The following is a 22,866-nucleotide window of genomic DNA, read 5'->3' on the forward strand; positions in this document are numbered from 1 at the left end:
GGGTATTTAAACCCTTTAAATTTTAAATTTAGTTACTTTCTTTTTATCTTTTTCAGATAATTCTTTCTTTTTAGATTTTTGTGCTATTACAAAATTATCTATTTGTTCTTGTTCTACATTAAAACTATCAAGTAATTTAGCAGTTGATGTAGTTTCTAATTGTAATTGAGAATTTATTTGTTTAATATTTGCTTTAATAAATTCTAATTCTTTATTATTTTTTAATTCTTTTGCTAAATTTGATTGTTTTGATTTTTTAATAAATTTTGATAATAAAAGTAAAACAATAGTAACTATTACTCCACTAGCAACTGCTCCACTTAATAATGCTGATATTACTGTTGTAGATAAATTCATTTTTTATTCCTCCAATTGTATTTTATTTGAATGTTGTTTACATAAATGACATTCTTTTTTATGTTTTCTAATTTCTTTATATTGATATATTAAATAAGGACTTGTAATAATAATTGGTATTGTTATCAATGCATATTTAATTAATTTTCCATAATTACCTAATTTAGTTATTAAATTTAATCCAATATGACCAAACATAGGAAATAAAGTTAATATTAAATGGTCAGGTCAAGTAAAATTATATTGATTAGTATAATTACCTATTCCCATTTCTATTGGTATTTTAGGTATTAATCAAGGTGTTATTGTAAAAAATAATGTTATAAACATACCTATAATATGACTTGTTATTTTTAAAATATTTGATATTAAAATTTTTATTTTATCAATATGAGTACTATTTTTATTAAATCAAATCTTATTTAATCTTTTATATTCTTTATTATCTTTACTTAATGGATTAATAGTATTTCATATACCAATTGGTTTAATTGGTTTATCTAATTGAATAATAATTACCACCTACTTTCATGTTTTATAAAAATTAGAATTTCTTTTAATTTTTATATATTTATTTGTACGTAAAGAATTTTTTAATAATTGTTTTCTTTCATATCTTCATTGTGTACTTCCAATTTCATTTTTAGATAAAGTTTTATATTCTTTTAATTTAAAAAAACCTTTTTCTAATCTATTAATAAAATGCATAGTTTTTTGTACATTAATATTATTTGGATAAATTACTTTGGTATCTTGTGAACCATAATATTTACCTTTTTTTGCTAATTCACTTTTAACATATTTTCTTAATTGACTTGGTAATCATTTTCTATTTCAAAATTTTCAAAATATAGTTCCAGCACCAGAACCATTTTTACCTTTTGCTTGTGTCATTAATATTCATATTTCTTGTGGAAATGTTGGATAAGTATATGGACCATATCATATTTGTCTTTTATCATTATCACTTTGAAATAATGTTGTTAAAGTTCCAATTTTTAAATTTTTATTATCAACAATAAATCTTCCTTTTTTAAATCATGAACTTGATAATACTTCTCATGCATTATTTGGGATTTCTTCTTCATTTTCTTTAAATAAATTATCAAATTTATTTACATAATTTTTAACTGTTCTAATTTCTGTTGGTATAATTAATTTTTTAATACTATTTATTTGATTTTTAAATTTATTAATTTCATTTTGTAATAATGATAATTCAGTTGGTTTTAATACACTTATTAATTTTTTAAGTATATTTGGATTAAAAATACTATATGGTTGATGTATTTCTTTTTCACTAATATTTTCACTATCAAATACTGCTTTTAATGATTGATTTTTATAATAAGTTTTTAAAGCATTAATTAATGCTAATTTAATATCATTACTTGCTAAAGCATAATAAATTCATTCAATAATTAAAGGTAACATTATAAACTCATGTGATTATAATCTCAATTTAATGAAGAATTATTTAGTGAAACTTCACTCATGTTATCACTACCATAAGTACTTCTATTATCATTTATTAATCTTGCAGTTTCATTTGTAAATGGTGTTTCTTGCATTTCTTCAATATGATTTGTAGTTTCCATAGGTAGTAAATTATGGATAATTTCACTTCCACCAGCAACAATGGTAGGTACTGCATAAGCATTATTAAAATCATTATTAATACCCATTGCTACACCACTTGATATTAAACATCCACCATTAGCCATATTTGCTATTTTACGTATATTTTCAAATCTATTTGGGATTAATTCAGTTAATCCACTAATAAGATTTGAAATACCATAAGCATTTAAACTAATATATGTATCTCAATCCATTAAATGATTATCAGTGCTATTATTACTAAATAATAAATCATCTGGAAATGGATTAATTGGTGTTGTAGTAGTTATTGGATTTTCTGTTGGATTTGGATTAATAGAAGAGTTAGTAAATTTACTATAATTTGCTAAACCAATTGTTCCTAAACCTAATAATATTTTTTTACTACTATTAATTAATTTAGTTTTAGTAGTTGGTCTTTGATTTAAATTTCAAATATCTAAACCTAATTTTTTACCAAATAATAAACTATTAATTGAACCTAATATTGGATTACCTATTAATTGACCATAATAAGCACTAGTTCCAATCATTGCTGAAATTGGACTAATTCCAGTTCTTATTAATTTAGTTAATGTATAGTTATTTGATTGTATATTCTCAGAAATTGGCATTTTCATTAACTCCTTTTAATAAATTAGTTTGTTTTTTAACTTGAATTCTAACTGTTCCTTGACAATTTATATTATCTCCAACACATATAGCAAAATTATCATGTACATTACTTACTATAAAATAATCATTTCTTAATTTAGGATATTCATCTAATAAAATTGCTCTTATATCATTAGATGTAGTTAAATCCTCTGGTTTGGCTGAATAAATAGTAATATGTGCTTTTTCATCAAAATATTTATAAATATATTCCATAATTATTTTTTAGTAAATTCTAATTTTACTGTTCCATAATAATCTTTATTATCACCAGTCATAGTAGCACTTGTATCAGTTATATTACTATATACTGCTTTAGTTGCTTCAAATCCATTATTACCAACTTTAACTATTGCAGTATCTAATTCATCATTAGTAGGTTTATCACCAGCCATAGTAATTTTTCCTAAATTTCTATAATAAATAACATCTTCTAAATTTAATTTATTTATATCATCATATAAAGTTGATTGATAAGTTGCATTTTCATTTTTAGGATTAGTTAAAAAATCTTTTTTTCTTGCTTCTTTTATTTCTTCAACTGTAGGCATAGTTGGTCTAATTAAATACATTAAATTTGGTCTAATAGCACTAGGTAATGCAAATAAACATTTACCAATAATTTTAATATTATCTGTATCATTATCTAATTTTTGTCTTATTTTAGTAAATGAAATAGGCATACCTCACATATATCTATTAACTACAAAACCATGTGTATTTTTTAAACTATAATCTTTTTCTAAATGCATTGCTTTTTCAGTATCATGAATAAATTCTTGTTCTAAATAAAAACTTTCTCAAAATTCCATACCAGCAATTAAACTTGTATATCTTCTACCATATGCTAATGTATCTGCTGAAATTTGACTATAATTTAAAACAGTAAATGCTTTTGATAATCCTAAATTACTATCAATACCAGTTGCTCCCATTAAATCTTCTCTATTAGTTCCTACAGTAATATAATTTACTAATTTAATTAATTTATTATTTCTTGCTCAAATTTTATAATAAGCTTCTTTTGCTTGTTCTGCATTCATATTAATTAAATCTAAAGGTAATACTAATGATTTAGCAATAGCATAATCTTGAATACCATTTAAAAATATTAATTCTAAATTTTCTCCTAAATTTCTCATAAATGAAGCTGTTCAATTTGAAACAATTTGTACTGCAATATCTTTTGGTGCTTTCATAAATCTTTCAATATCAAATTCTGGAATTTCAAAATCAATTGTTAAATATTTATTAATTTCTAATTTAGTTGTATATACATCACCTTTTTGTCTTTTAGTACCTTGTTTTCAATCTCATGTTGAACCTCATAATACACGAACTGTTGCACGATATATTGCAATACCAACTCCAGCCATTTCACCAATTTGAGCAGCACTACAAGTTCCACGCATAAACATTGTTGATTTTTCACTTGTTAATTCACCACGTACTTGTGCTTCAAGTACACTTAAAATAGCATTTTCTGTAGGATTATTACCTTTAATAAAAAATGCTTCAGGTATTTTTATTGCTCCCATAATAAAACTTCTTTCTATTTACTAATAGATTGAAAAGCTTCATTTCTAGTAATTTCAACTAAATCTTCTAATTCTTTTTTATTAGTCATTCCTTCTGTTTTTGCTTTATTTTTTAAATCTTGAGCAATTTTAAAATGGTCTAATGAATTATTATGTAATTGTAAAATTAAATCAGTAGGATTAATTGAATTATCTTGTTGTTTATTTTCTTGTTTAATAGGTTCTGTTTTATCAATTAAAAAATCTTTATAATCTTCATTTATTTTATTAAATGCTTCTTGTTTAGATAAAGATTTATAATTATCAGTACTCATTAAATTTTTAATTAAATTTACTTTTTTAGTATCTTTAATATTTGAAAATAATTGTTGCTCTTCAAAACTATTAATTTTATTTTCATATTCTTTTATTTTTGTTTGATATTCATTTATTTTTGGTTCTAATTCTTTTTTAAGAAATTCATCTTTTGCTTGAGCATAAACAACATTTCTTTGTTGTTTTAAAGTTTCTTGTAATTCTTCAAAAGTATAAGTTTCTTTTTTTTCTTTAACTTCAAAATTAGACATAAAAATACTCCCTTGTTAATAATCGCTTTTTTGATAATCCCTTGTAACTTATGTTAATAAATAACATAATCGCTTTATTAAATTATATCATTTTTTCCCTTTAAAATAAAGAAAAAACCTATATTTATTATAGGTTTCTAATCATTATTTTCTATTTTTCTAGGTTCAGAAATATTGATAATTATATTACTTTTTGAGTTATGTTCTTCTAAATTATTTTGTAAATCATCAAATTCTTCTGGATGACATTTTCTTAAATATTCTCATTGATATTTTGGGTCTTTCATAGTACTTCGTAATAAATAATTAGCAATTTTTTGACATGCTTTATCATAATCTTTTAGGAAATTTTGTTGTCATTTTGTCTGGTAGCGTCGGCAATCAAATATATATTTTCTATCAATTCCCAATGCTAAATTCAAACCAGTTTTTGTCATTCTGGTTGGTACATTTTTATTGTCTCTAAAATAATCATTGATCTTTTCTTTATAATTTCCTAATTCTTTTCTTTTTGCTGGCATATTATCACCTTATTTAAAACTTATATAGTAATTATAACATTTTCAAAATTATTAAATTACAACATTTTATTTTTAATAAAACTATAATCAAATCATAAATTAAGAAGGGGATTAATATTATGAATTTTCTTAGTGATGAACTTAATTATGATGAACTTGATAATCAAATTATTAATAATGGTTTAAATTATTTTACAAATCTATTAAAAGCATATGATGATTTTTGACATAAAAATATATATGATAAAAGTAAACATAAATATGTTAAAACCGCTCCTAGAAGTCCAAATACTCAATATGGTAAAGTAAATGATTTTTATCGTAGATGTTATTTAATATTAGAAACTAATAAATATTATTATCCTTTAGATGATTATATAAAAATTAAAAAAAGAAAAAGAACACTTACAAGTTTAGAACATACAATAATAAAAAATTCAGGTAATGGTAAAAGACAATCTGATGTACAAGATATAATAAAAAATAGTAATTTTTCTAAAACATATATGACTAATGTAATGAAAAATTCAGTAATAAATATTGAAGAAATAAAGGAAAAGAAAGTAGTATTACCAACTGAAAAATTATTTATAAATATGGATGATTGTTTTATATCTTCATTATTTAATAATAAAAAACAAAAAAATCGTATTCGTACAATTAGTGCAAATAAAGGTAAAGATTTAGAAAAATCTACTAAAAGTAGAAACGTTTTAAAAGATAAAAAAATTACTTATATGAAAACTAAAAATGGTCAAAGAATTAAAAAACAAGAATTAATTGATAAAATTTATGAATTTCTTGATTTACAATTTATTTATAGTAAAAGTAGTTTAGTATTTATTGGTGATGGTGCACCTTGAATTAAAACTACTGCTAAAAAAGAAAATATTCCTTATGTAATTGATAGACATCATGCATTTAAAGCACTTAAAAAAGGATTTATTATTAATAGAAAAGTAGATAATAAAAAATTAACAAATGCATATGATTTATTTGTTAATGGTGAATATTATCAATTATTAGATTTTTTAAAAGAAAATAAAGTTGATGAACAAATATATAAATATTTTAAAAATAATAAAGATGGTGTTATAAATCAAAAAGAAAATTGAAATCAAGGAGTTTGTGCTGAAAGTGATGTATCACATTTAGTTAAATCTTTAAAAGGATATGGTGCTAAAATTTTTAATGATAAAGTACTTGATAATATGCTTATAATTAATTCAGCAAGAATTAATAAGTTAAAACTTTTACTTTAATTTTTTAAAACTTAATAAATCTAAACCTAAATAGTTAGGAATTTTTGTTGTTTATAATTGTAAAATAATAATCTAAAACACTTGATTATATTCATAAAAAGGTATATAATTTAACCAACAATTAATAATTTATTTTGTCTTTTATTTAAAGAAAATTAAATTATAACTATTAACTTTACTCACCCAAAGCTTCCTTATTTTTTGAAATTAAATCATAATAAAAATAACTTATACCACCTAATGCTGTACTACCACCTAATATTCCCCCTGTATATGTAAAGTATTTTTGAATTTTTTTCATTTTTTCTCCTTTCAAAATAAAAAACTATTTATTTTAAAATTAAAATAATAGTTTAAAAACTTGTATGAAGTTTTATATTTTAATTTTAACATAAGATTTTTTTTGATAAAAATAAGACAAAAATTACTATTAATAGTTTATTTCAAATATATAATTTTCTATATCAATAAAAGAAATTTATTAAATTTATATTTTAGATTATAATTTTTTTAAAATAAAAACAAAGTTATTAAAATAAAATTTATAAATTATATTTTTATTTAGTTAATTTTGAACTATAAGAATGTTATTAACAATTAAAAAAATAATTTTTGAATAAATCTTTTATCTTTTTTCGTTATTTTTATTGTTATTTTATTGATTTATAAATTAAAAGGCGTAAAATTTCATATTAGTATATATTTTAAATTATTGAAAATATACGCATTAAAGATAAAGGAGTGTTTTTAGTGGAAAGTAGTAAAAATCTGTTTATTGTTAATCATCGTTTAATACAAGATAAATTAACAAGAATTAGAAATCACTTAACCCAAAAAAAAGATTTCAAAGAGAATTTAAGCGAAATTGCAACGTTAATGGCTTATGAAGTATTTAAAGATATTCCTCTTGATGAAATTGAAGTTGAAACACCCATTACTAAAGTTATTGGTAAAACATTAACCAAGACAATCATTCTTTGTCCGATTTTAAGAGCAGGATTAGGGATGACAAATGGATTTGAGTATGTAGTACCTAATGCAATTATTAGTCATGTTGGTCTTTATCGTGATGAAGAAACTTTAAAACCACAAAAATATTTTTTTAAATATCCCAAAAATATTAAAAATATAAGTGATGCATTAGTATTTATCTTAGATCCAATGCTTGCTACTGGTGGTACTGCTGATGCTGCTATTAAAGAATTAAAAAAAGTAGGTTTTAAAAACATTACTTTAGTTTCCATTGTAGGAGCACCAGTAGCTATTAAGAAAATTAATCATAATCATCCTGATGTTAAGATTTTTTTAGCAGCGTTGGATAAAGAATTAAATGATGATGGTTATATTGTACCTGGATTGGGTGATGCTGGTGATCGAATTTTTGGAACTAAATAAATATTTTAATGGAAAAAATTAGAAATAACCTTTTTCTTTCAATACTTTTTACAATGTTATGCTATTGATTATTAATTAATGTAGGATTAATTATAACTGTTATAATTAATACAAACCATTGGTTATTAATTACTGGATTTAATATTGGTTTTATAGGAAGTATGATTGGGTTATGCTTTTTATATTTATCGTCAAAATGATTAACCAGTGGAATACAAAAACAAACCTTATCATATTTTGGATTCTTATTAAGAATGTTAATTTATGGTTCAATTATAGTTTTGAATATTTTCTTTAATTTTGCTAATATTTTTACTATAATTGCCGGAATGTCAATATTAATGGTTGCTACTATTACTGCAACGTTATGTGTATATCAAAAAAATAACTTAAAAGAAGGAATTTAAATGGAAACTTTAGCTGGATTGGAAAGTTGGAATTATTTACAAATTATGCCACAATTGGTAACAATTTTGATAACAACAGTCTTTATCAGTGTTATTACTTATATTTATTATTATAAAGTAAAACGAATGAAGCCTGATGAAGATCCAAGAGGTATTGTTTTAGTTGTTGAATTAATAATTAAATCAGTTGAAAAAATTGTTGTTGATGTTCTTGGTGTAAAGTATAAAAACCTGACAGTTTATTTGTTATATGTAATTGGTTATATTTTAATTGGTAATTGATTATCGATTATTGGTCTTGAACCACAGTCATCAATGTATACGGTTACTTTATCAATGGCATTAGTTACTTTTATTGGAATATATTATATTGCTATTAAATTTCAGAAACTTTTATTTTTTAAAAAATTTATTATTAACCCTCTAGAATTAATTACTCAATTTGCACCTTTGATTTCTTTATCTTTTCGTTTATTTGGTAATATTTTAGGTGGAAGTATTATTTTGGCAATGCTTTATGGGGTGACTGCTAATATTTGAAGTAATATCCCAATTATTGGTCAGATGAATTTATTAATTGGTGTAATTGGACCATTCTTACATATTTATTTTGATTTATTTGCTGGAAGCATTCAAGCCTTAATTTTTGGCACCTTAACTCTTGTTTATTGGAAATTACAAATGGAAGAAGGAAGTTCTCATAAGGGAGAACTTACTATTAAATTACCAAAAAAACTTCGTAAACAACAAGCAATAAATCATGAAGAAGAAATTTATACCGAACGTTCAATTATGGAAAAAAAATAAAATACAAAAAGGAGAATTTATTTATTATGGAATTATTAACAACAGTAATGACACATGTCTTTCATTTTTTTAATCATTTAGCAGCTGATCCTAATGGATTGATGAATTTAAAGTTTGTTGGAGCTGGAATTTCAACTATTTCTTGTGCAGGAAGTGGAATTGGTCAAGGTTTTGCTGCTGGTAAAGCTGTTGAAGCGGTTGCTCGTAATCCTGAAGTAGAATCTAAAATTAGAACACAATTTGTTATTGGTGCAGCTATTGCCGAATCAGGTGCTATTTATGGTTTAGTTGTTTCTCTAATTTTAATATTTGTAGCATAAGGTATTAAAAAATATTAAAAAGTAGGTGATTTTATGAATTTTAATTTCAATGATTTAGTATCAGGTGATGATATTGTTAATCAATTATTTCCCAATCTTCCTGTTTTTATTGCTCATATTTTTGCAACATTAATTTTATTAATGGTACTTTGAAGATGAGTTTATGCTCCGTTTCGTAAGGCTTTACATTCGCGACATTTAGTAATTAAAGAAAAACTTGATGATGCTGCTTGCAAGCAATCATTAGCTAATCAAGATCGTGGTGAAGCTAGTCAAATATTAAAAGCTGCTAAAATTGAAGCTCAGGAAATTATTGCTAATGCACAAAATGATGGTTACAATAAGCGTAAACAAATTATTGATAAAGCGCAAGAAGAGAGTATGCGTATTACTAATCAATCAAATCGTGATTTAGTTCGTGCTCGTAAAGAGGCAGAAGCAAAGATTAACGAAGAAATCAAAGTAGTAGCATTAGAAGCAGCTAAAAAAATTATTGGTGCTGAAATGAATGCTAAAAAACATGAACAATTAATTACTGATTTTATTAAGAATTTGGAATAGTGGTGAAGTTAAATGATAGATGAAGGATTAGCTAATCAATGAAGTAATGGTCTTTTTCAATTAGCAAGAGAAATAAAAAAAATTACTCAATTTGTTGAAGAAAGTAATAAATTAATTGATATTTTTACTACTTATCCAGAATTTATTGATATTACTAGTAGTAGTAATTTAACTATTGAAACACGTAAACAAATTATTAGTGAAACTTTTAAAAATCATATTGAACCATATATGTTAAATTTTTTCTTTTTGTTGATTGATGAACATCATTTCCAGTGTGTTCGTTTCATTTTAAAAGAATTTCGCAAATTATGTAATGAATATCAAGATGTAAACTATGGCATTATTTATTCAGTGATAGAACTTTCAAACCAACAAATAAATCAAATAAAATTGAAAATTGAGAAAGTCATTAAACATAAGATTAAAGTCGTTAACAAGATTGATAAATCATTAATTGGCGGTATTAAAGTTAAAGTACGGAATCAAGTTTTTGATGGTTCAGTTAAAGGTCAAATTGATCAATTAAAACAAGAATTATTAAGTCATGAATAGAGGTAAAACAAATGTCCTTAAACGTTAATCAAATTTCAGAAATTATAAAAAGCCAAATTAAAAATTATGGTAAAAAAATTAGTGCTAATGAGGAAGGCATTGTTGTTACTGTCGGTGATGGAATTGCAATAATTCATGGTTTAGATAAGGCTGTTAATGGTGAATTAGTATTTTTTCCTAAAAGTAATATTTATGGTATGGTTTTGAGTTTAGAAGAAACTGCTGTTGGTGTTACTTTAATGGGGGATGACACGGGTATCAAAGAAGGAGATATTGTTAGTAGAACAGGTAATGTTGTTGAAACACCAGTTGGTAATATGCTTTTAGGAAGAGTTGTTAATGCACTAGGGCAAAAGATTGATGGTAAAGGTCCAATTAAAACTACGAAAACTAGACCGATTGAAAGAATAGCGCTGGGTGTGATGACTAGAAAATCTGTATCAGAACCTTTAGCAACAGGATTATTATCAATTGATGCAATGATTCCGATTGGCAAAGGTCAAAGAGAGTTAATAATTGGTGATCGTCAAACTGGAAAAACAACGATTGCTATTGATACTATTATTAATCAAAAGGGTAAAAATGTTTTTTGTGTTTATGTTGCTATTGGTCAAAAGGCCTCAACTGTTGCTCAAATTGTTGATAAATTAACACAATTAGGGGCAATGGAGTATACAACTATTGTTACTGCTACTGCTAGTGAAGTTGCTCCTTTGCAATATATTGCTCCTTATACAGGAGTAACTATTGCCGAAGAATGAATGGAAGAAGGTAAAGATGTCTTAATTGTTTATGATGATTTGAGTAAACATGCAGTGGCCTATCGTGCTATTTCTTTATTATTAAGACGACCACCAGGAAGAGAAGCTTATCCAGGAGATGTTTTTTATCTTCATTCACGTTTATTAGAACGTGCAGCTAAATTAAATGAAAAACATGGTGGTGGGAGTATTACTGCCTTACCTATTATTGAAACACAAGCCGGTGATATTTCTGCATATATTCCTACTAATGTTATTTCAATTACTGATGGTCAAATTTTTTTAATGTCAGAATTATTTAATGCCGGAATTCGTCCAGCAGTTGATGTGGGTTTATCAGTTTCACGGGTAGGTTCATCAGCACAAATTAAAGCAATAAAACAAGTAGGTGGAACATTAAAATTAGAATTAGCACAATTTCGTGAATTACAAGCTTTTTCACAATTTGGTTCTGATTTAGATGAAAATACTAAAGCTGTTATTGAACATGGTAAACGTGCCATTGAAATTTTAAAACAAAAACAAAATGAACCATTAAATCAAATTGATCAAGCAATTATTTTATTAGCAATTAAAAATAAGGCAATTAAATGATTACCAGTAGAAATAATGGATTCTTTTAAAAAGGAAGTAATAACTTATTTTCAAAAACAACAACGAAAAAGTTATTTAAAATTACAGCAAGATCAAGCGTTTAGTGAAGAGTTACAAGTGAGCATTAGTCAAGGCATTATGCAGGTTGTTTATAATTTGACCAATAAGCTAAATGACTATAATCCTAAAATATATGGTAGTCTTGAAGAATGGGAAACATTAATTAAAACATTCAAATAATGTATTTAGGAAGGTAAGGTGAAATATCATGGCTCAAAGCATGGAACAAATTAGACAAAAAATTAAATCTGTTAATACTAGTTATAAAATTACTAAAGCAATGCAACTAGTATCAACAGCTAAATTAAAAAAAGTAGGTAAAAGAATTGAGATGATTAAACCTTATTATTCTGAAGTTTATGATACATTCAATCAACTAATACCTAAATTAAGTAATTCAATTTATTTAAAAACAAAAGATCAAGTTATTAATAAAACAATATGAGTCGTTTTTAATTCTAATTTAGGATTATGTGGTGGTTTTAATAATAATTTAAATAGATTAGTATTAGAACAATATAAACCACAAGATGAAATAGTTGTTATTGGTAGTAAAGGAGTTTCATACTTTACTAATCATCATTGTAAAATTATGCAATCTTATACTGAAATTAACATTCAATCATCATATAATGATTCGCAAGAGATATCTTTGTTGTTACTTTCTAAGTTTAATAATAAAGAAACTGATGCTATTAAAATTGCATATACAAAATATTTAAATACGGTAACAACAATTCCAACAATTATTGATTTATTGCCAATTGTTTCTATTAAAACTAATCAAGAAAGTAATTTAATTCAAACCGATTTTGAACCAGACGCTAATACTGTTATTAATAGTGCTATTCCTTTATATGTTGGTGCCATTGTTTATGGTGCATTAGTAGAATCACAAGTGTCAGAGCAAGCATTACGAAGATTAGCAATGGAAAATGCTTCAAATAATGCCAAAGAAATGAAAGATAAATTATTAGTAAGTTATAATCGTGCCCGTCAAGGTGCTATTACCCAAGAAATTTCAGAAATTATTGGTGGCGCTGATGCCCAATCATCATAATAAAGGAGTAAACTAAAATGAAAAATGCAACTAGTAAAAAACCTATAACAATTAAAGAAAAAAAAGTTAGTGATAAAAATTCTTTAAAAAAGGATAATACTAAAGTTATTGCTAAAGTAAAAGCAAAAGTCACTAAAAAAGTAGTTAATAGCAAAGAAAGTGTTAAAACTAGTAAACAATTACCAACTAAACGAAATATTGGAAAAATTGTTCAAATTTCAGGTCCAGTTATTGATATTCGTTTTAATGATAATAGTTTACCTAATTTAAATAATGCTATTAGTATTGATAATAATGGTCAAAAATTAATTGTTGAAGTTGCAAAACATATTGGTGATGATAGTGTTCGTTGTATTTCAATGGGTCCAACTGAAGGATTACTACGTGGTCTTGAAGCAGTTGATTTAGGAATACCAATTAGTGTTCCTGTTGGTGAAGAAGTTTTGGGTAGACTTTTTAATGTATTGGGTGAAGTCATTGATGATGGTAAAGAACTTAAAACTAAATTAAAATATCCTATTCATCGTACACCTCCTAGTTTTGATGAATTACAATCAAAATCAGAAGTTTTAGAAACAGGAATTAAAGTTATTGATTTATTAGCACCTTATGCTAAAGGTGGAAAAATTGGTTTATTGGGTGGAGCTGGAGTTGGTAAAACAGTTTTAATTCAAGAATTAATTAATAACATAGCTAAAGAACATGGTGGTATTTCTGTCTTTTCAGGAGTTGGCGAAAGAACACGTGAGGGTAATGATTTATATTATGAAATGCAAGAGTCAGGTGTTATTAGTAAAACTGCTTTAGTGTTTGGTCAAATGTCAGAACCACCAGGTGCTAGAATGCGTGTTGCATTAACTGCTTTAACAATTGCTGAATACTTCCGTGATGAAAAACAGCAAGATGTATTATTATTTATTGATAATATATTTCGTTTTACACAAGCTGGTAGTGAAGTATCGGCCTTATTAGGAAGAATGCCTTCAGCAGTAGGATACCAACCAACATTATCGACAGAAATGGGTGCTTTACAGGAACGTATTGTATCAACAACACGTGGTTCTATTACATCTGTACAAGCAGTATATGTACCAGCCGATGATCTAACTGATCCAGCTCCTGCGACAACATTTACTCACTTGGATGCTAAAATTGTTTTAGATCGTAATATTGCTGCTTTAGGGCTTTATCCTGCTGTTCATCCTTTACAATCTTCATCAAGAATGTTAGATCCTGCTATTGTTGGTCAGGAACATTATGATGTTGCACAAAGAGTTATTGAAACAATTCAACGTTTTTCTGAATTAGAACCAATCATTGGTATTTTAGGAATGGATGAGTTGAGTGAAGAAGATAAAAAAATAGTAGCTAGAGCAAGAAGAATTCGTAATTTTTGTTCACAACCATTTCATGTTGCTGAAAAATTTTCGGGTTTAAATGGTATTTATATTCCTATTAGTCAAACTGTTAATAGTTTTAAACAAATTTTAGATGGTGAATGTGATGATTTACCAGAGCAAGCATTTTTATATGTAGGAACTATTGAACAAGCAATTGAAAAGGCAAAGAAATTGAGATAATTGAAGGTGATAGTATGGCATTAAATCTTAAAATTATTACTCCTGATGGTATTTTTTTCGATGGAGAAGTACAGTGAGTTAATGTTAAAACAACTGAAGGCTATGTTGGTATTCTTGAATGGCATACACCTTTGATTGCTAATATTCAAATATCAAAAATGTCATTTAAAATTAAAGAAAAAATTCGTAATTTAACGATTTCTGGTGGACTTTTGGTAACTGATTTACATATGGTTCGTATTATTAGTGATAAAGTTGAATATACATCAATTTTAAAAGAGCAAGAAACAAAGGTATTTGATGAACGTATTAAAAGGGTTAGTGGAGGTTAATAAATATCCATGATTCACATTTAATAAAATGAATAATTGAAATAAGTATTTATCTTTTTAGTTTTATTGCTAGCGGATTTGCTGTAAAAGCAATTCCTTTTAATAAATTTCTTGATCATAAAAGAGTAAAAGAATCATGAATTTTATATATGTTAACAACTTTAGTTTTTACTTATTGTATTGGTACGTTAATTATTAAATTTATTGGTTTAGATATTTGATTTAATTTAAATTAATACTTAAAATTAAAAAAATAAAAATAGTAAGTGTTTTAAAATATTTACTATTTTTTTAATTACAATATACTATTAAAATTTATAGTAGTTATTAATAATATCTATATAGATTATAAAATTTCTCCGAAATTACTATTATAGTAGTAAAAAAATTGTTTTTATTTATTTTATTGTTGTTTTTACTATTATATGTATATAATATTTTTATCTGTATAGAATAAAATTCTCATCTGTATAGAACAATATAGAATGGAGTTGAGAAAATGAGTAAATTTTTTCATAGTAAACAAACATCTCCTGAGGATAAGAAAAATCCTATTTTTACTTTTAAAGGAACTTTCAATAAATTAGGTGGCAAAATGTTTGGTAAAATGCAAAACTTATCAAGAGCCATTGTTTTACCAATAGCTACATTACCAATAGCTGGTTTATTGTTAGGAATTGGTGGTGGAGTTGCTAGTGCTTTAAAGCAATTACCTAATCATGATAGTCTTGTTGCTATTATTAATATTTTTTCAATTATGCAATCAGCCGGAAACGTTGTTTTTGCTAATTTAGGATTGATTTTTGCTATTTCTATTGCTTTTGGTTTTGCAAAAGCTAGTAAAGGTGTAGCTGCTCTTTCTGGATTTATTACTTTTATTGTTATGACTTCAGTTATTAGTGGCATGTTTTTTTGAAATCCTAAAACAGGAATGTTGGGGTTTGATCCATGAGGTTTAGGTGAAGGTGCAAAGATTACTCCAGAAAGTGGTAAATCTTCTGGTTTATTTTCTTCTGTCTTAGGATTATTTCCTACCTTTGATACTTCAGTTTTAGGTGGCATTCTTGTTGGTTGATTAGTATCAATTGTTCATAATCATTCATACAATATTCGTATGCCAAGAGTATTAGCTTTTTTTGGTGGTGAACGTTTTGTGCCAATTTTAGCTGTTTTTGTTGGAATAGGAATGGGATTAGCTTTTTTCTTTATTTGACCAATGTTATTAATTGCTTTTAGAGAAATTGGTAATGGCTTAGCAGCTGGTATGAATACAGGTCAACTTACTGATGGACAGTTAACTGGTGATAATTTTCATCCGACAGTTGGTGGAGCATTTATTGCAATGTTTTTTGGAATTACTGAGCGTTTATTAATACCAACAGGATTGCATCACGTTCAATATGCGCCTTTCTGATATACTGGAATTGGTGGAAATTGAATTAATGAATCTGGTGATCATTTTGTTGGAGCGTACAATATTTTCTTTGGACAATTTGCTTCTAATGCAGTAGGACACATGAATCAAACACCGGGAACAATGTTTATGAGTGGGCGATTTGCATATATGCAATATGGCTATCCCTTTGCAGCACTTGCTATGTGAATGTTAGCACGACCAGAAAATAAAAAAATGGTTGGTGGTATTTTAGGATCTGCTGCTCTAACTTCTTTCTTAACAGGAGTTACAGAACCATTATTGTTTTCATTCTTATTTGTAGCACCATTATGTTTTGTTTTCCATGCATTTATGGCAGGAATTAGTTTTATGATGGCGTATTTATTAAATATAGTTGTTGGTCAAGGTTTTGCTGCTGGATTTATTGATTTTTCTTTCTTTGGAATATTACCAAGTATTCTTGGTAAAGAAACAGGATTCTATTGAGTATTTGTTACTGGATTAATTATGGCACCTGCTTATTTCTTTGGGTTCTATTACATTATTAAGTGAAAAAATTACAAAACTTTAGGTCGTGAAGAAGGAGAATTAGCAACCAACTTAGCTTTACAAAGTGTTGAAAGTTCTTTAGATAAGTCTTCAAAAAAAGGTAGAACAAAAGTAGAAAATTTATTACTTGGACTTGGTGGACCATTAAATATCATTGATGTTAACGCTAAAGATAAAGTATTAGTTGCAACTTTAAAAGATGCAAATATTTATTCAAAAGCTTTATTAAGATTAAGTGGAACTAAAAATATTAAAGTAATTGCCAATAAAGTTGAAATTACCTATCTTGATGGTGCAGAGTCTATTCATAAAACTTTACAAGCAGAAATGACAAAGAAACAAACATTAACACCTGATACTAATAAAGATAAAAATAATGATATGTTAGAAAATATTTTTAAAGGTCTTGGTGGACGAAGTAATGTTAAATTATTAGACAATTGTGCTACAAGATTGCGTGTTACAGTTTTTGATGAAACTAAAATTGATGATAATATTTTAAAATCAACTGGTGCGGTTGGTATCTTTAAAAAAGGTACAGCTATTCAGGTAATTTATGGGCCACAAGTAGGTAATATTAAAAATGATTTATTAAAAACTTGAACTCCAAAATAAACTATTACTAAAATATAAAAATGAGCAACTTTTTGAGTTGTTCATTTTTTTAGTTTTAGTTACGGATAATGTTAAAATTATAATATAGGATGGAGGGAAAACTATGTTTTTTGATGATGAAGAAGAAAAGTTAGAAGAAGCTAGGTATGAAGAAATACAAACAAATATACAAAATTTAACATTAACAATTGATGTTAATATTGTTGTTAAAGATTTATTTAAATATATTAAATTAAAATGTACACAAAAAATTAGAATTATGGATATATTAGCATTGTTTTTATCAATATTTTCAATAATTCTTTCAATATTATTAACTGTTATTGATAAAACTGATCAAAAAATTAGTTTTGAACTTCGAAAATTATTGTATGCGGTAAATATATTTAAAGATTTAACAGTGGTAATGGTATTAGTAATTGCATTATTTATGATTATTTATGAGGTTAAATATTGAATTAAACAAAATAAGCAATTCAAATCTTTTTATGCAGCAAATGCTGATTTTACACCAGAAGAAATTGTTTCGAAACTAATGGATCTTAATAATATTTTTAGTTTCAAGCATTGAAATGAAATTTCATTCCATATTAAATATTATAAAAAATGTAAATCATTTAAACGACATGCAATTTTAATCGCTATTTTGGATTATTATCAATTGCCAATTAATAAATGAAATTTAATGTATTTAAATCAAACAATTAGTTATTTAAATAAAAAACATTTTCGTCATATTCTTAGATTATGCATATTTAGTTGTTTAGCAATAATAACGATTATTTTAATGAATACTTTCCCTTCAATATTTTTAAGATAAAATATTTTATATAGATAGAAAGGTATATATGGAAAAATTTAATGAAGAAATAAAAATATTAACGACAATTTTTATTAATAATGCTAATATCAATACTAAAATTAAACAAGAAAAATTTTTAATTAATAATTTCAAATTTTATGGAATTTTAACTAGTAAACGAAAACCATTAGTAAGATTATTTTTAGATAAATGAAATAAAAATTTATCTTTAATAAGTAAAAAACAGTTATTTGAAACATTATATTTACAAAAAAATCGTGAATTTCAATATACAGCAATGGAATTTTTAAATCTTTGATGAAAGAAAAACTTAAGTTTTAATGACTTAGATTGGCTTTTATCGATAATTAAGCATAATATTTGATGAGATACTACTGATTATTTTGATAATATTATTGGTGTTCTTATATTTAGTAACAATAATATTAGTGTTAGAGATCAATATTTATTTAAGTTAATAAATGATAGTAATTTTTGAATTCAAAGAATAGCAATTCAATCACAATTAATGTTTAAAGAAGATACTGATTTTAATTTACTATTTGCATTAATTAAGCCATTGTTATTAACAACAAATTTTTATCTAATACGTTCTATTGGTTGAGCATTGCGTAATGCTAAACGAGTTAATTCACAAAAAATTAATGATTTTATTAAAATTAACAATGTTAGTAAAAAAATAATTGTTGTTATTAATGAACATTAAAAATAAATGAAGGTTTTATATTAATATTAAAAATAAAATTGCTTATAAATAATATTTATAATAATATTCTTAAAATAGTGTAAGATTCACTTAATAGATAGAGAAAAATATTAAAATATAAGGGAGCGTACCGATGTTGTCAATAATATTCAAATTTGTCTTAAAATTATAAAGTTAGACGAGAATAATTTTGACTTCAATATGCAATTGTATGTTAATCTTAACACTTGAAAAATATTAGTCAATAATAATACTTACTTTTATAAGTCAAAAATTCTTATTAAAGTTTACTTTAATAAGTTTTTAATATGTTATAATGTAATAAAGTCCTTTAAGATAAACCGTATACCGTTATGATTACTAAGCGTATGTAAAGTACGTGGTCTCTTAGGCAAATCCCTTAATTAGGGATTTTTATTGGGAGCGTGTCGAAGATGTCGATAACTAAAAAGTTTTAAAAATAGCTCCTTTCTTTTTTTACCCTTGAATTAAAAATAAATGACAAAAGACGAGAATAAAAATCTTGTCTTTTTTTGTGTAATTGTAAAATTTTAAAATTTTTATTATTAACACTCTTTAAATATCTACTACACGCAGTGACCAAGTAGGAGAAAGTTAATAATTAATAATCTTCTTTAACGCTATTATCAACACGTGTTAGGGAACTAAAAAAGTGAACTACAACACAGTTGTTAAAAATAGTAGCTAGAACATGTGGACTTGCATGTATAAATAAAAAGTGGAGTGATACCTAATAAAATATACTAACCATTTAATGGTAATTCTTGGGGTGGGAGCGAATTGGAAACTAGTATATATAGACCTGTTGTAGGGACCTATTGTATTAATTCTATTCTTTATTTAACCAACCTTGCCACCCCCCAGTGAGCAAGTGTTGGTTTTATTTTTTATTTTTTTGAAAATTTTTTTGGGCGAGAAAATAAATTTCAAACTTTTAAAAAAAATTGAGCGGTGCCGGTTCAATTAAAATATTAATTTATTAAACATAAATTAAATAAATATTGAATCGAATGCCTCGATTTCTTTTTAAAATTTCACAATTTATTTTTGAGCCCAGTTTTCATGGAATGAATAAAACTAATAGTATTAATAATATAAAAATAAAAATATATGTTCTTTATGCTAGAAGCAACAGAACATATTAGAAAGAACTATTATGAAAAAGTATTTTTGTTGAACATGTAAACAGCATAAATTAGATTATTTATTCTTTAATACTAATGATATAAAAACAAGAAAATATTTTTTAAGAGATAAAAATAGTAAAGCGATTTGTTATGATTGTATTTTAAATATTAGGTTAAGTAGGAGGTATAAATATGGATAAAGAATATTTAACTAAAAGAGGAACGATTTGCATACCAGACAGTGATGATATTGAATTTAAAATAGGACTAATTAAACTGATTGATGATTTAAAAAAAGATAATTTAGTTTGTGGTCATAAAGAATTTATTGAAGAATGTAAATATTGTTGATGTAATTGTAATTTAGAAATTATTAAAACAGTTATTAGAGGTTAACTTAATTAATGCAATATGACTTAATTATTGGAATTGACCCCGCTGGAATTGGTAATAATGGAATTGTTATATATTCAAATGAAACTAATAATATTATTTTTAATGAAACATTCAATACATTAACTGTTTTATGAACTAAAAATATGTATAAAGAAAAATTTCAATTAATTAAAGAAAAATTTATTGATAAAAAAATATTAGTTATTGTAGAAAATTTCTTTTTAAATTCAAAACAATTACTAACTAATCCATTATCAACGCCTAAAATCATTGGTGCATTAATGGTATTAGTTCAAGATGTTTTCAACTGAGATTATCTAGAAAACCACCCAAAAAATAAAAATAAAATAACAAATTATAAAGGAAATATAAAATTAACAAAACATGAACAAGATGCTTATAAGCATATTCAATATTATTTAAAAAATCATAAAAAAATATTAATTTTTGATAATTATTTAAGGAAATTATAAACATGAAAGATAAAGCAAATTATGTCAAATTAACAGTAAAACTTAGTAACACTATTGAAGCAAAATATTACGAAAAAGGTAATAAGGAATTATATTATAGTGTTCGAGGTCAGTGAAATGGTTTAAACTATGTTACTTTAATTTTTAACAACCCAAAATTTTATAGACGCTGTATTTTATTAAACAAAAACGATGAAATTATAGTAACTGGTCAAATTTTTAATACTTTAAATATTCCTAAAAATCGTGCATTTTGTTCAATTAATGTTAAATGATTTAAAAAATGAAAAGAGTAAAAAATGATATTATGAAAAATTTTATTAATAGTACCAATATTAATAACAAGCATAACACTAATAATATTTTTAATATTTATTATTAAAGAATTAAAAAATGAATATAAAGTATTAAAAATATTAAATGAAATTGCTAATCAAATTGAAAATAAGGAGAAATAATATGAAATATGAAGATAAATGTTCTATGTGCAATAAAGTAAAAGAAAACTTTTTATCCAATACCTGTAATAGTTGTTGATTAGAATCAGTTAATAAATGAAATAGAAGAAGTTGAAGAAATTTAGGAGATATTGATAATGAATAAAGAAAAATTACTTAAATATATGAAAGATATAATTAAATGAACTAAAAAAATTAATTATACAAACTCTGATTTTGACAAAAATATTTTAAATTTATTAATTGAAAAAATAGAAAAAGGTGAATTTGACTAATGATAATATTACCTACTTTGTTTGAAAATAAAGATGAAATTGAAATATTATCATCATTTCCAAAAGCAATTCATACAAGTAATGATATTAGAGCAATTATTTTAAGACAATACCCAAATGTTAAATCCAAACACATAATTGTTTCGGACCCAGAAAGTAATGTTGCATTAATAGTTGGTGATAATGATGTTTATCAAGGTTGAATTAAAGTAACAATTAAAAAATTAGAAAATTAAAGGAGAATAAAATGCCAAATATAGAAAATCAATCAAATTATACTTTAATTAAATTAATTAGAACTGGAATAAGTCCAATTTGTGCAATGATTGGTACAAGTGCTTATTATGGTCAAGTAATTGTAAATCCAGTATTAGGTTCAATTAATAGTTTATTATTTGGTAAAAAATTAGGTTTAGATATTTGAAATTTAAATCAAAGACCAAATACTAAAACTAAATTAATTAATAGTTCTAAAAAAATATTATTAGGTTTAGGAACAATTGGATTAGCAAATTATAGTAAATGAAGTGAAAATAATATTACTCCTATTATTCCAACAACACCAACTCCAATAACTACTACAACTACAACTGAGGGTCCTCCATGATTATTATTAAATAAACAAGAACATCAGTCATTAATGGATTGAGATACTTATATTTCATTAAATGCTTATGGTATTTCAAATCTTATTAGTGGATTAACTGAGTTAATACCTAATAAATTTGAAGCGATAAGAAAGATTTGTAATATGGCTACTGGTGGATGTTTAATATCAAGTGGTGTTGCAATGGGTATTAATAATGATTTTAATAATGCTTATTCAGTACCTACCATAATTGCTGGTGCAAGTGAAATAATCCATAATTTACTACCTATGGAAACTACAAATCATATTCAAGAAATGCAAGAAACATCATTTAATGATGAAACTGCAAGATTAGTAAATGATAATAGATTCACAATTAATAGTGAAACAACTAGTCAATACGGTAGTGATAATATGAGCGAAGTAGCATTAAATCACGATAATGCTTCATTAAATTGAGATTATAATCACATGAGTTTATAAAGGAG

The 22,866-nt window shown here is 24.8% G+C and carries 30 protein-coding genes; 21 read left to right on the plus strand and 9 right to left on the minus strand.

The genetic code is table 4. From position 1 onward, the window contains the following. Positions 1 to 15: 15 nt before the first annotated feature. From AAHM96_RS07325 to AAHM96_RS07360, 8 genes are all read right to left on the minus strand, one after another. Entirely contained in the window at positions 16 to 357 is a 342-nt protein-coding gene (locus AAHM96_RS07325) for a hypothetical protein (RefSeq protein ID WP_342273095.1), read from the minus strand. Between the two features lie 3 nt (positions 358 to 360). Further along, positions 361 to 879, minus strand: coding sequence for a hypothetical protein (locus AAHM96_RS07330; protein ID WP_342273096.1), 519 nt, complete (start codon positions 877 to 879; stop codon positions 361 to 363). Further along, positions 880 to 1,791, minus strand: coding sequence for a hypothetical protein (locus AAHM96_RS07335; protein WP_342273097.1), 912 nt, complete (start codon positions 1,789 to 1,791; stop codon positions 880 to 882). It lies immediately after the preceding gene. Then, the gene (locus tag AAHM96_RS07340; RefSeq protein WP_342273098.1) at positions 1,791 to 2,597 is read right to left on the minus strand and encodes a hypothetical protein; all 807 of its coding nucleotides are present in this window, start codon (positions 2,595 to 2,597) and stop codon (positions 1,791 to 1,793) included. Before AAHM96_RS07340 ends, AAHM96_RS07335 begins: the two co-directional genes overlap by 1 nt. After that, a complete protein-coding gene (locus tag AAHM96_RS07345) occupies positions 2,560 to 2,847 on the minus strand; it encodes a hypothetical protein (protein WP_342273099.1) in 288 nt (95 codons plus the stop codon). Before AAHM96_RS07345 ends, AAHM96_RS07340 begins: the two co-directional genes overlap by 38 nt. 2 nt (positions 2,848 to 2,849) lie before the next feature. Continuing rightward, positions 2,850 to 4,169 (minus strand): hypothetical protein, encoded by a 1,320-nt coding sequence (locus tag AAHM96_RS07350; protein WP_342273100.1) that lies wholly within the window; start codon positions 4,167 to 4,169, stop codon positions 2,850 to 2,852. 14 nt (positions 4,170 to 4,183) lie between these two features. After that, positions 4,184 to 4,735 (minus strand): hypothetical protein, encoded by a 552-nt coding sequence (locus tag AAHM96_RS07355; RefSeq protein WP_342273101.1) that lies wholly within the window; start codon positions 4,733 to 4,735, stop codon positions 4,184 to 4,186. 137 nt (positions 4,736 to 4,872) lie between these two features. After that, the gene (locus AAHM96_RS07360) at positions 4,873 to 5,256 is read right to left on the minus strand and encodes a hypothetical protein (protein ID WP_342273102.1); all 384 of its coding nucleotides are present in this window, start codon (positions 5,254 to 5,256) and stop codon (positions 4,873 to 4,875) included. 119 nt (positions 5,257 to 5,375) lie between these two features. Here AAHM96_RS07360 and AAHM96_RS07365 point away from each other — a divergent pair, with 119 nt between their 5' ends. After that, entirely contained in the window at positions 5,376 to 6,518 is a 1,143-nt protein-coding gene (locus tag AAHM96_RS07365) for an Mbov_0401 family ICE element transposase-like protein (protein ID WP_342273103.1), read from the plus strand. A 175-nt stretch (positions 6,519 to 6,693) separates the two neighbouring features. Here AAHM96_RS07365 and AAHM96_RS07370 read toward each other — a convergent pair whose 3' ends face one another. Next, on the minus strand, positions 6,694 to 6,819 hold the full coding sequence (locus AAHM96_RS07370; RefSeq protein ID WP_342273104.1) for a hypothetical protein: 126 nt from the start codon (positions 6,817 to 6,819) through the stop codon (positions 6,694 to 6,696). Positions 6,820 to 7,268: 449 nt separating this feature from the next. Here AAHM96_RS07370 and upp point away from each other — a divergent pair, with 449 nt between their 5' ends. The 20 genes from upp to AAHM96_RS07470 all read left to right on the plus strand — a co-directional run bounded on the left by upp (position 7,269) and on the right by AAHM96_RS07470 (position 22,861). Next, positions 7,269 to 7,913 carry a uracil phosphoribosyltransferase gene (gene upp / locus AAHM96_RS07375; protein ID WP_342273105.1) on the plus strand — a complete coding sequence of 215 codons (645 nt, stop codon included), beginning with the start codon at positions 7,269 to 7,271 and terminating at the stop codon, positions 7,911 to 7,913. 8 nt (positions 7,914 to 7,921) lie between these two features. Then, positions 7,922 to 8,320, plus strand: coding sequence for a hypothetical protein (locus AAHM96_RS07380; protein WP_342273106.1), 399 nt, complete (start codon positions 7,922 to 7,924; stop codon positions 8,318 to 8,320). Next, entirely contained in the window at positions 8,321 to 9,127 is an 807-nt protein-coding gene (locus AAHM96_RS07385) for a F0F1 ATP synthase subunit A (RefSeq protein WP_342273107.1), read from the plus strand. A 47-nt stretch (positions 9,128 to 9,174) separates the two neighbouring features. Next, the gene (gene atpE, locus AAHM96_RS07390) at positions 9,175 to 9,447 is read left to right on the plus strand and encodes an ATP synthase F0 subunit C (RefSeq protein ID WP_339039313.1); all 273 of its coding nucleotides are present in this window, start codon (positions 9,175 to 9,177) and stop codon (positions 9,445 to 9,447) included. 33 nt (positions 9,448 to 9,480) lie between these two features. Continuing rightward, positions 9,481 to 10,008: a F0F1 ATP synthase subunit B gene (atpF, locus tag AAHM96_RS07395; RefSeq protein WP_281749184.1), complete on the plus strand. Its 528-nt coding sequence runs from the start codon at positions 9,481 to 9,483 to the stop codon at positions 10,006 to 10,008. A gap of 12 nt (positions 10,009 to 10,020) precedes the next feature. After that, entirely contained in the window at positions 10,021 to 10,563 is a 543-nt protein-coding gene (locus AAHM96_RS07400; RefSeq protein WP_342273108.1) for a F0F1 ATP synthase subunit delta, read from the plus strand. A gap of 11 nt (positions 10,564 to 10,574) precedes the next feature. Further along, a complete protein-coding gene (gene atpA, locus AAHM96_RS07405; RefSeq protein WP_342273109.1) occupies positions 10,575 to 12,158 on the plus strand; it encodes a F0F1 ATP synthase subunit alpha in 1,584 nt (527 codons plus the stop codon). A 28-nt stretch (positions 12,159 to 12,186) separates the two neighbouring features. Continuing rightward, positions 12,187 to 13,038 carry an ATP synthase F1 subunit gamma gene (gene atpG, locus AAHM96_RS07410; protein ID WP_342273110.1) on the plus strand — a complete coding sequence of 284 codons (852 nt, stop codon included), beginning with the start codon at positions 12,187 to 12,189 and terminating at the stop codon, positions 13,036 to 13,038. 17 nt (positions 13,039 to 13,055) lie between these two features. Then, positions 13,056 to 14,618 (plus strand): F0F1 ATP synthase subunit beta, encoded by a 1,563-nt coding sequence (gene atpD, locus AAHM96_RS07415; RefSeq protein WP_342273111.1) that lies wholly within the window; start codon positions 13,056 to 13,058, stop codon positions 14,616 to 14,618. Between the two features lie 14 nt (positions 14,619 to 14,632). Further along, positions 14,633 to 14,950, plus strand: coding sequence for a F0F1 ATP synthase subunit epsilon (locus AAHM96_RS07420; RefSeq protein WP_174480958.1), 318 nt, complete (start codon positions 14,633 to 14,635; stop codon positions 14,948 to 14,950). A gap of 499 nt (positions 14,951 to 15,449) precedes the next feature. Next, the gene (locus AAHM96_RS07425) at positions 15,450 to 17,510 is read left to right on the plus strand and encodes a PTS transporter subunit EIIC (protein WP_342273112.1); all 2,061 of its coding nucleotides are present in this window, start codon (positions 15,450 to 15,452) and stop codon (positions 17,508 to 17,510) included. A gap of 103 nt (positions 17,511 to 17,613) precedes the next feature. Continuing rightward, the gene (locus AAHM96_RS07430; RefSeq protein ID WP_342273113.1) at positions 17,614 to 18,330 is read left to right on the plus strand and encodes a hypothetical protein; all 717 of its coding nucleotides are present in this window, start codon (positions 17,614 to 17,616) and stop codon (positions 18,328 to 18,330) included. A 28-nt stretch (positions 18,331 to 18,358) separates the two neighbouring features. Next, entirely contained in the window at positions 18,359 to 19,039 is a 681-nt protein-coding gene (locus tag AAHM96_RS07435; protein ID WP_339043265.1) for a DNA alkylation repair protein, read from the plus strand. An 801-nt stretch (positions 19,040 to 19,840) separates the two neighbouring features. Beyond that, a complete protein-coding gene (locus AAHM96_RS07440; RefSeq protein WP_342272899.1) occupies positions 19,841 to 20,035 on the plus strand; it encodes a hypothetical protein in 195 nt (64 codons plus the stop codon). Between the two features lie 344 nt (positions 20,036 to 20,379). Further along, on the plus strand, positions 20,380 to 20,583 hold the full coding sequence (locus tag AAHM96_RS07445) for a hypothetical protein (RefSeq protein WP_281748220.1): 204 nt from the start codon (positions 20,380 to 20,382) through the stop codon (positions 20,581 to 20,583). Between the two features lie 8 nt (positions 20,584 to 20,591). Then, a complete protein-coding gene (locus tag AAHM96_RS07450; protein ID WP_342272900.1) occupies positions 20,592 to 21,056 on the plus strand; it encodes a hypothetical protein in 465 nt (154 codons plus the stop codon). Between the two features lie 2 nt (positions 21,057 to 21,058). Then, complete coding sequence (locus AAHM96_RS07455) at positions 21,059 to 21,352, plus strand: hypothetical protein (RefSeq protein WP_281748863.1); 294 nt, start codon at positions 21,059 to 21,061, stop codon at positions 21,350 to 21,352. 299 nt (positions 21,353 to 21,651) lie between these two features. Further along, positions 21,652 to 21,789 carry a hypothetical protein gene (locus AAHM96_RS07460; RefSeq protein ID WP_281747958.1) on the plus strand — a complete coding sequence of 46 codons (138 nt, stop codon included), beginning with the start codon at positions 21,652 to 21,654 and terminating at the stop codon, positions 21,787 to 21,789. Then, positions 21,789 to 22,025 (plus strand): hypothetical protein, encoded by a 237-nt coding sequence (locus tag AAHM96_RS07465; RefSeq protein WP_342273114.1) that lies wholly within the window; start codon positions 21,789 to 21,791, stop codon positions 22,023 to 22,025. The genes AAHM96_RS07460 and AAHM96_RS07465 overlap by 1 nt, the downstream gene beginning before the upstream one ends. Positions 22,026 to 22,036: 11 nt before the next feature. Next, positions 22,037 to 22,861 carry a hypothetical protein gene (locus tag AAHM96_RS07470; protein WP_342272902.1) on the plus strand — a complete coding sequence of 275 codons (825 nt, stop codon included), beginning with the start codon at positions 22,037 to 22,039 and terminating at the stop codon, positions 22,859 to 22,861. Positions 22,862 to 22,866: the final 5 nt, after the last annotated feature.

Origin of the sequence: Spiroplasma endosymbiont of Acasis viretata (assembly GCF_964031275.1) — a bacterium.
Lineage (GTDB): Bacteria > Bacillota_I > Bacilli_A > Mycoplasmatales > VBWQ01 > Spiroplasma_E > Spiroplasma_E ixodetis_A.